This window comes from Bifidobacterium dolichotidis (assembly GCF_003951975.1).
In the GTDB taxonomy this organism is placed as follows: domain Bacteria; phylum Actinomycetota; class Actinomycetes; order Actinomycetales; family Bifidobacteriaceae; genus Bifidobacterium; species Bifidobacterium dolichotidis.
The window spans coordinates 42,767-57,244 of the sequence record NZ_QXGM01000002.1; the positions used below are offsets into that span (position 1 = coordinate 42,767).

12 protein-coding genes are annotated in these 14,478 nt (G+C 51.8%); 3 read left to right on the plus strand and 9 right to left on the minus strand.

The window, feature by feature from the left end:
* Positions 1 to 136: 136 nt before the first annotated feature.
* The 7 genes from D2E26_RS04090 to D2E26_RS04120 all read right to left on the minus strand — a co-directional run bounded on the left by D2E26_RS04090 (position 137) and on the right by D2E26_RS04120 (position 8,204).
* Positions 137 to 826: a hypothetical protein gene (locus tag D2E26_RS04090; protein WP_125963449.1), complete on the minus strand. Its 690-nt coding sequence runs from the start codon at positions 824 to 826 to the stop codon at positions 137 to 139.
* Between the two features lie 222 nt (positions 827 to 1,048).
* Positions 1,049 to 2,674, minus strand: coding sequence for a proteasome accessory factor PafA2 family protein (locus tag D2E26_RS04095; protein WP_125963450.1), 1,626 nt, complete (start codon positions 2,672 to 2,674; stop codon positions 1,049 to 1,051).
* A 3-nt stretch (positions 2,675 to 2,677) separates the two neighbouring features.
* The gene (locus D2E26_RS04100; RefSeq protein WP_125963451.1) at positions 2,678 to 2,887 is read right to left on the minus strand and encodes a ubiquitin-like protein Pup; all 210 of its coding nucleotides are present in this window, start codon (positions 2,885 to 2,887) and stop codon (positions 2,678 to 2,680) included.
* A 268-nt stretch (positions 2,888 to 3,155) separates the two neighbouring features.
* On the minus strand, positions 3,156 to 3,995 hold the full coding sequence (locus tag D2E26_RS04105; protein WP_125963452.1) for an inositol monophosphatase family protein: 840 nt from the start codon (positions 3,993 to 3,995) through the stop codon (positions 3,156 to 3,158).
* 194 nt (positions 3,996 to 4,189) lie between these two features.
* The gene (gene dop, locus D2E26_RS04110) at positions 4,190 to 5,824 is read right to left on the minus strand and encodes a depupylase/deamidase Dop (protein WP_125963453.1); all 1,635 of its coding nucleotides are present in this window, start codon (positions 5,822 to 5,824) and stop codon (positions 4,190 to 4,192) included.
* Positions 5,821 to 7,389: a proteasome ATPase gene (arc, locus tag D2E26_RS04115; protein ID WP_125963454.1), complete on the minus strand. Its 1,569-nt coding sequence runs from the start codon at positions 7,387 to 7,389 to the stop codon at positions 5,821 to 5,823. Before arc ends, dop begins: the two co-directional genes overlap by 4 nt.
* An 86-nt stretch (positions 7,390 to 7,475) precedes the next feature.
* A complete protein-coding gene (locus tag D2E26_RS04120; RefSeq protein WP_164515869.1) occupies positions 7,476 to 8,204 on the minus strand; it encodes a DedA family protein in 729 nt (242 codons plus the stop codon).
* Between the two features lie 63 nt (positions 8,205 to 8,267).
* On the opposite strand from D2E26_RS04120, the gene serB reads away from it, so the two are divergent.
* Entirely contained in the window at positions 8,268 to 8,942 is a 675-nt protein-coding gene (gene serB, locus D2E26_RS04125) for a phosphoserine phosphatase SerB (RefSeq protein ID WP_164515870.1), read from the plus strand.
* 102 nt (positions 8,943 to 9,044) lie between these two features.
* Here serB and fmt read toward each other — a convergent pair whose 3' ends face one another.
* Positions 9,045 to 10,028, minus strand: a complete 984-nt coding sequence (gene fmt / locus D2E26_RS04130; protein WP_125963903.1) for a methionyl-tRNA formyltransferase — start codon at positions 10,026 to 10,028, stop codon at positions 9,045 to 9,047.
* A 136-nt stretch (positions 10,029 to 10,164) separates the two neighbouring features.
* On the minus strand, positions 10,165 to 12,558 hold the full coding sequence (locus D2E26_RS04135; RefSeq protein WP_125963457.1) for a primosomal protein N' family DNA-binding protein: 2,394 nt from the start codon (positions 12,556 to 12,558) through the stop codon (positions 10,165 to 10,167).
* 125 nt (positions 12,559 to 12,683) lie between these two features.
* On the opposite strand from D2E26_RS04135, the gene rpoZ reads away from it, so the two are divergent.
* Together rpoZ and metK are read left to right on the plus strand one after the other, a co-directional pair.
* Positions 12,684 to 12,968 (plus strand): DNA-directed RNA polymerase subunit omega, encoded by a 285-nt coding sequence (gene rpoZ / locus D2E26_RS04140; protein ID WP_125963458.1) that lies wholly within the window; start codon positions 12,684 to 12,686, stop codon positions 12,966 to 12,968.
* A 162-nt stretch (positions 12,969 to 13,130) separates the two neighbouring features.
* Positions 13,131 to 14,378, plus strand: coding sequence for a methionine adenosyltransferase (gene metK, locus D2E26_RS04145; RefSeq protein WP_125963459.1), 1,248 nt, complete (start codon positions 13,131 to 13,133; stop codon positions 14,376 to 14,378).
* The last annotated feature ends 100 nt before the right edge of the window (positions 14,379 to 14,478 follow it).

Sequence of the window (14,478 nt, forward strand, 5' to 3'; positions counted from 1 at the left end):
CCCGGCCGACGATGGCTGGGGCTTTTGCATAGGGAATCGTATCACTTGCTTCTTCCCGTATCCTTCCCTTCCTTCTTCCCGTATCCTTCCCTTCCTTCTTCTCGTATCCTTCCCTTCTCCTTCCCTTCTTCTCGTATCACTCTTCTTCATTCGTAATAGCAGCATCAAGCGTTTGGGACACTGTTCTGCCGTCCTGCATTTCCATGGTGACGGTGAACCGGAATATGCCTTTACCCAGCACCGATTGCACTGACTCAGGGAACTGCGTTACTCCATACGATATTGAACCTGGCAATCGCAATGCATTCCCTACGTCGGTACGCTTGAATTCGTATTTCTGCGCCTTAAACACTCTGCACTGCTCGCAGCCGCTCGTTCGCACTCCGGTTTGTGTGCTCCATGGCACAGCGTCGGCATAGAACGTTGTGACCTGCGTATTCGAAAGATATGACGCTAACCGAGTCTCATACGTGACGGTAGCCGTCCACGATTTCACTGCAGTAGATCCGGTGAATTGTGCCCCAGCATCAATGGCGTAGACCGATTGCGTGGTATCTCGCTGCGTTCCTATAGCGATACATGTACGCAACTGACCTTGCCATCTACCGAACGGTTCGTCGATATTAATCGTACGGTTCATATTCGGCGTAGCAGTTTCGGATATGATCTTTTTGCCGCAACCATCGGGATCTCCGAAAAACTCTCCGCCATTCGATGTGCTTTGCGTCACCGCATCTGCAGCTTGTGCTGGAGCAGCAATAGTTCCGAATAAGCACATAAGCGCAACACCAACAGCTAATGCAGCACGGGCTGTGTGGGATCGCATGGTATCCCCTTTCTTCCTGACTGGTCTCATCGTCAATGCTGAGTACCTCAACGAGCATGTTTGCAGTCTTCATAGTTTGAAGCTGTATACATCAGTGTAATGCGTTGCAGCTGAGTCAGAGAAGCACCATCCATACAGAAAAACAGAGAGACCATGCCAATTGCTGGCTATGGTCTCTCTGAGGCAATCACAGAAATCAAAATATGAACAAGCTAGCTCTCGTTAGTGAGACGCTCGAAATTGCGTGGCACGCTGCACCAAATCGTCGAGCACTTGCGTGAGCTGCGGCACTTCAGCAGCCGACGAGACGAATGGGTCGAGCAGCTGAATCGAAACCTTGTGCGGCTCAAGCACTTCCAGCGACGTCCAATCACACGTAAAGCGCACACCCGCCTGCTCAGCAGCCTGAATAAACTGGCCACGCAACACCGCACGCGTATGAGACGGCGGCGTACTCACAGCCTGCTCAGCCTGCTGCTGCGTCACCTCTTGACGCACGTAACCGTGACGGACGAGTGACTCGAATACTTGGCCATTCGCAATATCGTGGTAGTCAAGATCAAGCTGCGCCAGACGTGCTGATACTGCATTCGGCAACTGCTGGGCGTTCTCTCGGCCGAGCAGCATCTGCTGAGCCTGTTCAAGGTTGATCTGCAGCATGCGCGACACCAGACGGCTGTACAGCTGCAACTTAGCAGCCCAATCCATCGTATGCGCAAGTGACTCGAAATCATCACGAGAGAGAAGCTCGAGCGAGGATTGCCATTCGTCAGCAATGTGCTGGGCTGCACCAGCTTCACCAAGCGAACGGTCAACGTGCGTGCTGAACTCGGTAAGGAACTGCTGGCAGCCAGCCAAGTAGCGCTGCTGCAGCTCAAGCGCCGTCAACTGCTCCCCTGTTGCGAGCGTAATAACGGCATGTGCACCGAACTCATCAATCGCATGATTTGCGGCCACTGGATCGGCAAGAGCGAACGAAGCGAACGGCGACGTCGAAGACGGCTGCGACTCAATAAACGTAGGAGACGCAGGCTGCTGCTCGAGACGCGCATAGTGCTCGATCACGCAAAGCACAAGATGCGTCATCGCGAGCTTCATGCGCGTTGCCCACTGCGAACGATTCGAGTCGCCAATAATAACGTGCAAACGGCGGAACTGCTCAGGATTAGCGTGTGGCTCGTCACGCGTATTGACCATAGGACGGCTGCGCGTGGTTGCGCTTGACACCGTCTCATCGACGAATGTGGCGCGCTGCGTAATACGGAAGTGGCCATCGGCAAAACGGCCTGCACCAGTCATAATTTGGCGCGTAATCAAAAATGGCAGCAGCTGATTCGTAATGTCTTGCAAATGTACGAAGCGACGAATCAAATAATTCTCATGGCAACCAAACGAGTGGCCGGCACTGTCGGCATTGTTTTTAAACAAATGGATCAACGCTTGGCTCGAGTTCGTCTGTGCTGTAGACGCCTGGTGACGTTGCTCTTGCTTACGCAATTGCTGCTGAGCAGTCAACGCCATCGAACGCATAATTTGCTCGCCTGCGGCGTCGTTGACGAGCGCGTCGAACGGTGACCGAGCTTCGGCTGTTGCATACTCAGGATGTGAGCCAACATCAAGGTAGAGTCGCGCACCGTTGGGCTCATAGGTATTGGTGCTGCGTGCATGCTCTACGACTGGGCGGAACATCGTTACGGCAACAGCACCAGCTTCAATTGCATGGTCAGTGCCAGTAACGCTTAAGCCATATTCCGTTTCGAGACCAAAAATACGATCGAAACTATATTCATGCGCTGAAAGTTGCGCATCGGTGTTGGACCGACTCGTAGAATCATGCAGCTGCGGCATCGATCACTGGCCGCCCTTCTGAACGAAGCTATCAACGTACTCTTGTGCATTCGTTTCGAGTACCGTCGAAATATCGTCAAGAATAGCGTCAAGCGCATCAACCTGTTCAGCAGTTGTGTTCTGCTGCTGTTGCGATACCTGTGCTTGTGGCTGTTCTTGGTTCTGCTGAGAATCGCTCGATTGCGAAGCAGCATGCATGCGTTGTTGTGGCATCAGTCAACCTCCTTGCACACCATGTGCGTTTCTGTTGCACACTGTACGCGACGGAGTAGGCTTTGCCGCGCTTCTGCTCAAAATAATATGGAGCAGAGCGCGGGTTAATGCAGATGCATGCAGCTATATGCAGAAGCACACAACTATATGCAGATGAATACAACTTGACATGACCTAATACGGCCAAACGACGCAAGCTGAAAACATCTTGATATGACCTAATACAGTCGAACTGCGCAAGCTGAAAACAACAAACAGCGAAGAAGGCTTAATGCCTGAGCAAAATTGGACGCAGCTCTTCGTTAATAATGCCGTTGGTTGCGACCACATCATTATTGCTACGCCAGTGAATTGGATCGCCGCCCCAGTTACGGATACGGCCTTGCGATTCCCAAATCACAATTGCGCCAGCAGACACTGCAGGAACATCCCACGTGTGCAGATGTGGCTCAAAGTATGCGTCATACGTGCCATCAGCAACCTTGCACAAATCCAATGAAGCTGGGCCCATACGCTTAATATCTGCAGGACGACCTGCAATATCGGCCACAACGTCGAGCGCACGCTTGGACTCTTCAGACTTATGCGACATACCAAAACTCACAACGGAACCATCAATATGCGGCGTTGTGGAAGGAACAGTCTTCTCACGCTTTTCACCAAGTGGCGTTTTACGAATACGAATAGCACCAGACTGACGAGCAGCAACATAGGTCAGATTCAATGCAGGTGCATGAACAACGCCAATAATTGGCTGAGCACTCAGATGCTCATTAAACTCAAACAGCGAAATCGTTACTGTCCACTCAGCCATAGAGCGGGAGTAATTAATAATGCCGTCAATACCACCTGGGCACCAGAAACGATCTCCCGGATGGCAATTTTCTGCACGTTCATCCCATAAACCATTGAACGGGGCAATTTCGCACAGTCGCGTACCCATATAGTGCTGAACGCGCTGCTCAACCTCAAGACCTTCGTCATAGTTGTGCTGGTTTGGGTCAACGACCAAAAGACTACGTGGTGTCACCTGATCTGCCAGTGCGTGACGACCGGCGTCTTGTGCAATTTGGGCAGCCTGCATTGCTAAGTCGCGCAGATCGCTCATGTAATGCTCCTTGAGACTTATCCGAGATAACCGTAGTCAACGATGTTTCTGTTCATCACCTTAGTAGGTATCCCACACTACTCGATGATTCATTGATATACCACTAAATTTAGTTGGTATACCTAACAGAAACCCCCTTCATACGGTCTCTTGGCATAGTTGTGTGTACGTAGGTCTGATACCAAATACAGCATTCAGTCCCTAGCTTGTTGCTCAAGTAGCGCAGCAATTGCATCAGGTGCCGATGTTGCATGAGCCATAATTGGCCCGGCTTCAGCCTGCGTAAACATCCTAGGGTTATCCATCGTGAGTGTCATCATTCGCCCCACATTTTGGTCATAATCCTGAATATCACGCGCCGTAATTTGCGTCCACGACACTGCAATAATCTGATCTGCGAATCGACGGAGGAACTCTTCACGCACCCATGCGCGCGTATCTGCAGGAGCCGAACTCATTGCATGCTCAATATCGGATTTCGAGCACACACGCTCAAGCATGCCTTGATCATTCAGCGTGTCGAACAGTGATGGTTGCATCACATCAAGCTGCGCCCACTGCAGATCAATAGCACGCACACGAGCATCGGCATACACATCATTGCCGAGCACACCTTCTGGATCTACACGCTTGCACATCTTGCGCACGAGCTGCCACTTGAGCAGCCACTCCACGCGAGAAGCCTCATTATGCAGATTCATACGTTCACGTTCTGTACGAGCATGCATAATCGCACCAGTATCGAGCAGAGCCTGCCTCCACATGACCATAACCGAACGGGTTTCTGGATCAGGCCACAGTGGCTCACCATTTGACGTGACATCATAAATAGCTGCAGCCACTTCGTACACAAGCGAATACAGGCGCACCTGAATATTCCAAGCCGTCTGCTGCTGGCCGGAACGTAACAGCAATGGTTCAAGCAGCGTCAAATCATGCGAGACCACATGCAGCGAATGCACGGCATCAGTCAGTTCGAACGATGCGAGCTGTTCACCAATACCCAGTTCTGGATGTTGCACATCCATTTCCAGTACCCACAACAGCATGCTCGTTGTGCCCAACTGCAGCACGCGTGGCACATCCATACGATTGGCATCGCCAATAATAACGTGAAGACGGCGCTGATCACGCATAGCATGCGACTCATCACGCGTATTAATAATTGGACGATCAAATGTGGTCTGTAGCGCTTGGAACATATGGAAGTAATCAGAACGCTGACTCAGCTGGTAGCCAGGGCGTTCACTATTCTCCCCGAGTCCAACACGGCCAGAACCTGTATAAATCTGACGCGTTACGAAATGCGTTGCACACAGTTGTGCAACCACAGCGAATGGCACATTGCGGTCCATAACATAGCTTTCGTGCATGCCCCAGCTTGCACCCTTGCCATCCACATTGCTGCGCATCAACACAATGTGCTTATTGTGTTCCGTCGATGCCGTATAAGCAGCACGCTTCATAATCTCATCGCCTGCGCGAGCGTAAGTCACCGCATCAAATGGATTCGTGGTTTCTGGCGACGAATACTCAGGATGCGCATGATCCACATACACACGGCCACCATTGCGCACAATCGTATTCAACACCGTTGTTTGCGGAGCATCAGTTAACATGTCGGCTGGCGCAGATGCGCGAGGCATACGCATACCACGGGCGTCATTAACTGGATCTTCGCGACGATAATCCCAATGAATATGACGTCGTTCATCTGCTGCAGCAGCATCTACCACATCGAAGGACAATTCGATTGGGTTGTAATGCTCTGCATCAGCGTCAAAAACACCATATTCAGTTTCGGTGCCCATTACGCGTTGCACACTCATTGTTGCGCCTCCTGAACCATACGAATGCGCGATACTGTGCCGACACCAATACCATTCGTTCGAGCCCACTGTTCTGCGTCTACATCGGCCAATGTTCTCGCCAAATCATGGCATTCGTCATTCACTGCTTCCAGCAGCATATCGCTAGTAATGCGTGCGTCTGTTTGTGTTGCTATGGCCTGCTTCACGGCTTTCGTCTTTGCACGGTCCACAATATTCTTCAAGCTTGCACCTGAAGTCACATCAGCCATATATAGCGGTATCCACATACCACGTTCATCAATATAACGAGCCAACAGACGATGCGCGTCGGTGGCATAGACCTGCTCCACCAACAGGGCTGCTAATTGCTCAGCAGTCGTATTTTCATCAAGTGGTAAATCATCCGTCAAATACTGCCGCACAATAGCGCACGCAGCATCTTGCTGTGGCCTATCAATACGGATCTTCACATCGAGCCTGCCCGGTCGCAATACAGCAGGATCAATCATGTCAATACGATTCGATGCACCAATAACTAACACATTATCAAGTGCTTCCATACCATCAAGCTCGGTAAGGAATTGTGGAACAATCGTCGTTTCCACATCAGAGGAAACACCTGAACCACGCGTACGCAGCAGCGAATCCATTTCGTCAATAAACACGACTACGGCATTACCGGCGGCAGCACGTTCGCGTGCACGATCGAAAATCATGCGAATCATGCGCTCGGACTCACCCACATACTTATTGAGTAGTTCAGGGCCCTTAACTGACAAGAACACACCAGGCCGATCAGCCTGTGTCGACAGCGCACGTGCCACAGCCTTAGCAATCATCGTTTTGCCATTGCCTGGAGGACCATAGAGCAGTACGCCCTTTGGCGCCTGCAGATGCACTGCATCGAACAGTTCACGATGCAAAAATGGCAGCTCCACAGCATCACGAACGCGCGTAATTTGCTCGGCTAAACCACCAATGTCGCTAAACGACACATCAGGAATCTCTTCGAGCACGAGTGAAGCATCGTCTTCATGAGGCACGAGTTCTAATGCAAAGCGTTGCGAAGCATCAAGCATGACGCGGTCTTCGGTACGAATCGTACGGCGAATCAATTCGCCTGCACGTTCAACAACCAGTAGTGACCCCGAACCGTCATGAACAAGTAAGCGTCCATCGTCAAGCACTTGCATAACGGTGCGCACCACACCATGCACAGGAGCCGTGCGCTGGTCAACGATTACCATCGTTTCATTAAGCACAACCGTGGATCCCATGCGCAAACGGCTTGCTTGCACATGAGGAGCCACGGCCACAATCATCGTGCGACCGCCGAAAATAACTTCGGCAGTTGCATGCTGTACACCATTTCGATCAGTTACATCGGAAATCAAACGCACCATTGTGGCGTACGTCAATGGAGCCTGTGCGAACACTTCCATCTGCGCCTTGGCCTTGGAAAGCTCCTGTGTTGCACGTGTTAATGCTTGAGCTAAAGCATGATTGCGCTGCTGTAGTGCGTCATTCTGTTCAGCCAACTGCTGTTCGGTGACGGCTTGTTGTGCTTGTTGCGCTTCTGCCATCTAAACCTCCCGTCGTTGGACCATCGTAGTGCACAACGGCACTACGATTTCGCTACTACAGGTATCGCATCATTGAGTTACCCTAGTCAGTCCATTATTTCAGACGTTTTCGTATCATCGTCCGATTCATTCATTTTTCGAGCAATAACCATGCGACGAATCCAACGCGTTACTGCAATGATGAGCACAATGGCGAAAACAGCAATAATGACATCTTCGAAGACGTTAAGTACACCGAGAATCGAGCACCATTCGTCACCGAGGAAGTAACCTGCGCCAACAAGAATCGTGTTCCAGACTGCAGAACCGATAAACGTGAACACCGAGAACGTAATGAAGTTCATGCGGTTGAAGCCTGCAGGAATGGAAATCAGCGAACGCACTACTGGAATCAGTCGACCGATCATCACTGACCACTTGCCGTACTTAGAGAACCAGCGGTCAGCCTTGTGCACATCGTCGCGAGCGACGCCTGGCATGCGATCAGCAACTTTCAGAATGCGGTGAATGCCGAACCAGCGTGCAATGCCGTACAGCACCCAAGCACCAACAAGAGAACCAATCGAAGCCCAAATAATGGCAGCGACCAAAGAAAGTTCACCATGAGCTGCGGTGAAGCCTGCAAGCGGCAGCACAATTTCGCTAGGAATTGGTGGGAACACCGACTCAAACATAATGGCAAGTGCCACACCCACAGCACCGACATGTTCCATCATAGAAACAAGCCACATGGTCATAGTTCCAATAAGTCCGTCAGATCCGGTGGAACATTGGATTTGAGTTGATGCATCTGCAAGTATCATCGAGATAGGCATGGCTGTTATTGTTGCAATCTTTTTTGACAATCGAAACCATGTACGACAAATTTTTGCATAGTCATGACATTTCTCACATTCTGGAAGGATGACTGTATGACCACGCTGAAGCAGCCGGGTTTACTCGTTATGGACGTTGATTCCACGCTAATTAATGAAGAAGTTATTGACGAGCTCGGTACTGCTGCAGGTGTTGGCCAGCGTATTGCTGAAGTCACAGCCAAGGCCATGAATGGTGAACTTGATTTTGCACAAGCTCTCGCTGAGCGCGTAGCGCTGCTGAAAGGTTTGCCCGTTTCGATTTTCGATCAAGTGCATCAATCCGTGCATTTTACGAATGGCGCACTTGAGCTGATTCAAACACTGCACGAGCATGGGTGGAAAGTTGGCGTAGTGTCTGGCGGATTCCACGAAGTCGTTGATCTGCTTGTGGCCGATGCACACCTTGATTTTGCGTTAGCGAATCGTTTAGAGCAGGAGCACGGCGTGCTCACTGGCCGAACCACAGGCCCAGTTGTAACGAAGCAGATTAAACTCAATTCCCTACATGAATGGGCTCAGGAATGTGGTGTTCCTATGCAGCAGACTGTTGCTGTTGGTGATGGTGCCAATGATTTGCCAATGATTCATGCAGCAGGATGCGGCATTGCATTCTGTGCGAAGCCAACAGTACGAGCACAAGCACCACATCGCATAGAAGAACGCAATTTGATGCGTGTGCTCGACTTTTTGGACTAATTCAATTTGGGTCTTGCAGCACTCAGGCGAGCCGCATCTCAGCTGAGGCATCACCTCTCTGAGGAGCACCTATCTGAGGCAAGACCCAGTCAAAGGCATTACTCAGCCGAGATGAGCCGTTTCGCTTAAATGAGCACCACGTGCCCAATCAGCAGCGACCATAGCCTTCTTGCCCTGAGCCTTAACTTCGAGCAATTCGAGTGCACTTGTCATGGTGCCAACCCAAATGTGATGCTTCGAAACAGCAAGCTCACCAGGCTTCAAATCGCTTGGCACATGCGTATCCTCAGTATCTGCTGGAGCTGCCTTCAAAATGTGCAGCACAGCAGACTTGTCTTCAGTATCGTCGCCTTCACCGCTCGTGTTGTGGAGCATGGCCCAAGCGCCTGGGTTTGGCGTGCATGCACGAATCTGACGATCCACAGCAAACACAGGAGCATCGAAGCGCACTGCTGCATCTTCAGTCGTAATCTTGCGTGCAATATTAAACGTGCCCTGTGGCTGCTCAACTGGAGAAAGACGACCTTCTGCCAGTGCTTCCAAAGCTGCAGCCAGCAGCATCGAACCATCATCAGCCAGACGAGACAGCAGCTCGCCTGAGGTCTCGTGTGCGCCGATTTCTTCGGTGGACTGGGCCAGAATTGGGCCTTCATCCATACCGCGCGTCAGCTGGAACACCGTCGTTCCCGTCACGCTATCACCAGCCCAAATAGCACGCTGCACAGGGGCAGCGCCTCGCCATTCTGGCAGCAGTGAGAAGTGCAGGTTCACCCAGCCCATTGGCAGTGCGTCGAGCACGTTTTGACGCAGAATATTGCCGTAGGCCACCACAACACCAATTTGTGCACCCGTAGCGGCAAGTTCAGTGACGAACGTCTCTTCCCTAGGATTCGACTCGATGACTGGCAGGCCCAGCTCCAGTGCCGCACGCTTAACGGCGCTTGGCTGCAACTTACGACCGCGACCCGTAGGTGCGTCTGGTCGCGTCAGCACAGCCACGACCTCGAAATGTTCCTTATCTTGCGCCAGCTTGCGCAGCGATGGTACGGCCGTCTCTGGAGTTCCAGCAAACAGAATCTTGAGCAAGGCAGTCACCTTCCTTTGCTTGTTCAATTGTTATTTCTACGCTCATTGATACCACTGCCTACTGCGGTTCAGCTGACCAACGAACGTTACGGTTAAGAATTTATTTCTGCATGACCACACGAGGCATAGTGAACGACTAGATCAGATCCTTAGGATCGAGCTGGAAGCGCAGCTCCCCTGGTTCTCGTCGAGCCATATGCCTTGCAACTTCTTGACGCAGTCGTATAGCGAGTTCAGCACGATGTTCGTGGCTCACACGCACCACAGCTTTAACGCGGTCTCCCATGTTCTCGAGTTCTCGCGCATTCACTGTTTGTTCTGGCGCAATACCAACAGGGCCAAGCACTGCAGGAATATCACCTTCTGCAGATTGAATTACTGACCAATCCCCTGTTAATACGCCAATATTGCTTAAGCAGGTACGCACGGCATCGCGCCTACCCCATACTGTTGCTGCACTAATTGCCGGTGGCAGCATTGCTTGCGAGCGCTCCTCGCATTCTGCAGCGGCTAGCAGGCTTGAGTCCCAGTGTTCAAGCGACTCAGCAATTGTTTCATCGGTTTGACCGATAACAAACATGGTGCCGCCTTGTGAGGCTGGTGCGGTTAATGAGGCCACGCGCATCCATTGACCAAGCACTTCAATACGTGCATCAATACCAAGCTTGTACAAGCTCGTCCATGCATCTAAAACTGCTGATGCCGCATAGGTTCCGGGGCTTAATCGGGATCCTCGTACCATTGGTTCGGATCCAACGGTGGCCACAATAATTGCTGGCACATTATCAACCCATTGCAGAGCACCTTGTGGCGCTTTGGCATTGGATACGAATAATGGCACGCCTGGGAACAGGCCTTGCAGTTGTTGTACGGTGCCAGCTGCTCCAACGCGAATCACACGTAACCTTGTGCCATGGCATTCTGGGCATTGCCAATTTGATGCTGGTTCACCGCACCAACGGCATCGTGGTGCTTCATTGCGTACTGCTTCGAGCGGACCTTGGCAACGGTTGCATCGAGCTTGACGCAAACAGGTGGCGCAGCTCAACGTGTCCGTGAGCTCATCATGAGGAATTGACAGTAATACTGGACCGGTTTCCAAAGCTTTGCGCAGTACTTCAATGGCCGTATATGGCACGCGAGCGCCAATACTTGGATCGCCAAGTTTGGTTAATTCTTCACGGCTCAGCCAATGTACGCGTGGTGCCAAAGCTCGTGCTTGTTCTGTTGGATGTATTGGTTCCGAGAAACCACTAACTCCTGCGGCAACAGCATGATCGGCCGTCGTTTCATATTGGCTCAGTGCACTACGAGCCATGGCCACGCATACGAATACGCCATGATGTTCATGTGCACGCAAACGTAGTACACCACGGGCATTGGCATACGGCATAAAGCCATCAGCGTTCTGATAGGCAATATCGTCGACCATAATGAACAACGCATCATCGGCAACTGGCGCATACATGGCGCCACGCGTACCAATAGCAATACGCGTTAATCCTGAAGCAACTGCAAGATATGAGGCAAATCGTTGTGCTGGCGACAAAGTACCCGTCAGCATGGCTACATCGCCGAGTTCACCCACACAGGCAATACTCGATTGTGCCTCGGTGCTTCCGTCGGCTTCTGCTTCGTCTGCTGCAGCATCATCGAGTTCGCTTGTTTGCTCGGTTGCTGGCGTTTGTTGCATTAATGCATCAGGCGTAAATGGTTGCAAACCGAATTGTTCGCAGGCATGCAGCACATCAAAGGTTTCACGCTGCCCTGGCAATACCACAACAACAGATCGGCCCGCTTGCCATGCCTGAGCCACCATTGAGGCAATATCTTGCGCCCAATTAAATGGTCCTGGAGCGCAGTCAACAATATAAGCATGTTCGTGCGGCTCTGCTGCCGCTTCTTCTGGATGTGCAAGCACGTGCATGAGCTCGTCCATATGGTCGAAACGACCTTCACGATGCTCTTCATAGGCTGTTATTGCACGGCGTACCGTAGCGACGCGTGGACCAAGCGACGATGCAGCGGCTACTGCAGTATCCGAGAAATCAGAAGAGTGAACTTGCTCAAAACGAGACAAACGCTGAATCAGTGGACCGAGACGCTGCTCAACCCAAGCCACACGTGGGGCGACGGCTACGCGCACAATATTGGCGCACGTACCACCAAACGCGTCGGCAATAGCGTTAATATCGCGGCGCATCTGAGCGGGCACAAGCACCGCGCTGCTCAACACGCGTTCAATAAATCGAAGCGACGTGAAATCTGTTTGACTCGTCTGGGTTCGCTCCCAAACCACAGCGTTCACCAGCTGACCGCCGAATCGCACACGAACGAGCGTACCTGGCTGCGCGGCCTCAGCAAAACGTTCCTCGACGAGATAGTCAAATAGCTGACCTAATTGCGTGGCCTGTACGTCAAGTACCACACGAGCGATTGGCAAATGCTCGGCGGCGACACGTTGACGAGCGCGGCTGCGGCGCTTACGAGGCGCAAGTCCCGGCAATGCAGGTTGTTCTAGCTGACTCATTACCTCTCCTTACGCATCGTTGAATTCTCAAAGCTGTTCTTCAACTTACTCTAGACCAAGTCAAGAGTTGACCGTACAATTGGGTGTTTGCAAACAGTTTGATTTCAATGATTGGGAGCTTAACCATGGCATTCGGTACCGAACCGACTCCAACCGGCCTTGCGGATCCACCCATCGACGACCTCATGGAGCACGCAGACTCCAAGTATGCACTTGCTATTTTCGCTGCTAAGCGTGCCCGCCAAATCAATTCGTATTTCACGCAGCTGAACGAGGGTCTGCTGCAGAACGTTGGCCCACTCGTGGAGTATCAGAACCAAGAGAAGCCTTTGTCCATTGCGTTCCGTGAAATCAACGAGGGTCTGCTTGAAGAGACGCTCGGCGAAGACGATTTGACTGAAGGCAACTGATCGAATAGCGCCTCGAAGTCGCAACTGATTTCGTGACGCTGCTCTTGAGCCCCGGATCTGAATAACCCCTTTCAGATCTGGGGCTTTGCCATGTATTTGGCGCGACTTGAACCCCCTGAAGTAACCCCCACTACGCTCATAAGTTTTCAAGAAAGGGATGCCATGGCTGAACGCACGCTCATCTCGGCTGAATCCGTCACCGAAGGCCATCCAGATAAGGTTTGCGATCAAATTTCTGACGCTATTCTTGACGATCTGCTCAGTCAAGATCCACACTCTCATGTTGCTGTTGAGACGGCCGCAACTAAGGGTCAGTTCTTTATTTTTGGTGAGGTAACGAGCGAGGGTTACTCCGATATTCAGACGATCGTGCGTAACGTCGTGCGTTCTATTGGTTACACGAGTTCTGATATTGGTTTGGATGCTGATTCCTGTGGTGTCGTTGTGTCGCTCAGTGAACAGTCCCCTGAGATTAACCAAGGCGTATCGAGACTTACGGGTGAAGCCGAATCCGCTGCTTCTCGTGAACAGCGCTACGAAGCTCAGGGCGCTGGCGATCAGGGCGTGATGTTTGGTTACGCTAGCGATGAGACCGATGCATATATGCCATTGCCTGTGCACTTGGCACATCGTTTGGCTGCTCGCCTGGCACTGGTGCGTCATGAGGGCATTGTGGATCATCTGCGCCCAGACGGCAAGACGCAGGTCACGATTGAATATGACGATGCTGGCAATGCTATTCGCTTGGATACGGTGCTCGTTTCTACGCAGCATGATCCAGAGGTGGATCAGGACTGGCTGCGTACCGAGCTCAACGAGAACGTGGTCAAGCCTGTGCTCGCTGAAGTGCTGCCAGATTCGGTTGATACGTCTGATTACCGCCTGCTCGTGAACCCAACTGGTTCGTTCGTGCTTGGTGGCCCTGCTGCTGATGCAGGTCTGACTGGCCGCAAGATTATCGTCGATACCTATGGTGGCGCTGCTCACCATGGCGGTGGCGCTTTCTCGGGTAAGGATCCAAGCAAGGTTGACCGTTCGGCTGCTTATGCTGCTCGCTGGGTTGCTAAGAATATTGTGGCTGCTGGCCTCGCCCACCGTTGCGAAGTGCAGGTGGCATACGCTATTGGTGTGGCTGATCCTGTCAGCATTAACGTTGATACGTTCGGCACTGAGATGCCAGGACTGACACGTGAGCAGATTCAGGCTGCTGTGCGCAAGGTGTTCGATTTGCGTCCAGCTGCCATTGTGGATGAGCTTGATCTGCTGCGTCCTATTTATGCCAAGACTGCTGCTTATGGTCACTTTGGCCGTGATCTGCCAGAGCTGACTTGGGAGCACACCGATCGCGTGCGCGAACTGCAGCAGGCCATTGATCAGGTAAAGGGTCTGACCACGGTGCTCATGAGCTGAGCTTTTCCGCAGTCTCTTGTGAGGGCTACGAATTTGTACTGATGAATCCCCACGTAAGTCGTTTACGTGGGGATTTTCCATATTGTGGCCGCTGCTCTAT

What these genes read in the sequence shown, in the direction of transcription:
- D2E26_RS04090 (WP_125963449.1), bottom strand. Translation starts at nt 826, where the DNA reads ATGCGATCCCACACAGCCCGTGCTGCATTAGCTGTTGGTGTTGCGCTT.
- D2E26_RS04095 (WP_125963450.1), bottom strand. Translation starts at nt 2,674, where the DNA reads ATGCCGCAGCTGCATGATTCTACGAGTCGGTCCAACACCGATGCGCAA.
- D2E26_RS04100 (WP_125963451.1), bottom strand. Translation starts at nt 2,887, where the DNA reads ATGCCACAACAACGCATGCATGCTGCTTCGCAATCGAGCGATTCTCAG.
- D2E26_RS04105 (WP_125963452.1), bottom strand. Translation starts at nt 3,995, where the DNA reads ATGAGCGATCTGCGCGACTTAGCAATGCAGGCTGCCCAAATTGCACAA.
- dop (WP_125963453.1), bottom strand. Translation starts at nt 5,824, where the DNA reads ATGAGTGTGCAACGCGTAATGGGCACCGAAACTGAATATGGTGTTTTT.
- arc (WP_125963454.1), bottom strand. Translation starts at nt 7,389, where the DNA reads ATGGCAGAAGCGCAACAAGCACAACAAGCCGTCACCGAACAGCAGTTG.
- D2E26_RS04120 (WP_164515869.1), bottom strand. Translation starts at nt 8,204, where the DNA reads ATGCCTATCTCGATGATACTTGCAGATGCATCAACTCAAATCCAATGT.
- serB (WP_164515870.1), top strand. Translation starts at nt 8,268, where the DNA reads ATGACATTTCTCACATTCTGGAAGGATGACTGTATGACCACGCTGAAG.
- D2E26_RS04135 (WP_125963457.1), bottom strand. Translation starts at nt 12,558, where the DNA reads ATGAGTCAGCTAGAACAACCTGCATTGCCGGGACTTGCGCCTCGTAAG.
- rpoZ (WP_125963458.1), top strand. Translation starts at nt 12,684, where the DNA reads ATGGCATTCGGTACCGAACCGACTCCAACCGGCCTTGCGGATCCACCC.
- metK (WP_125963459.1), top strand. Translation starts at nt 13,131, where the DNA reads ATGGCTGAACGCACGCTCATCTCGGCTGAATCCGTCACCGAAGGCCAT.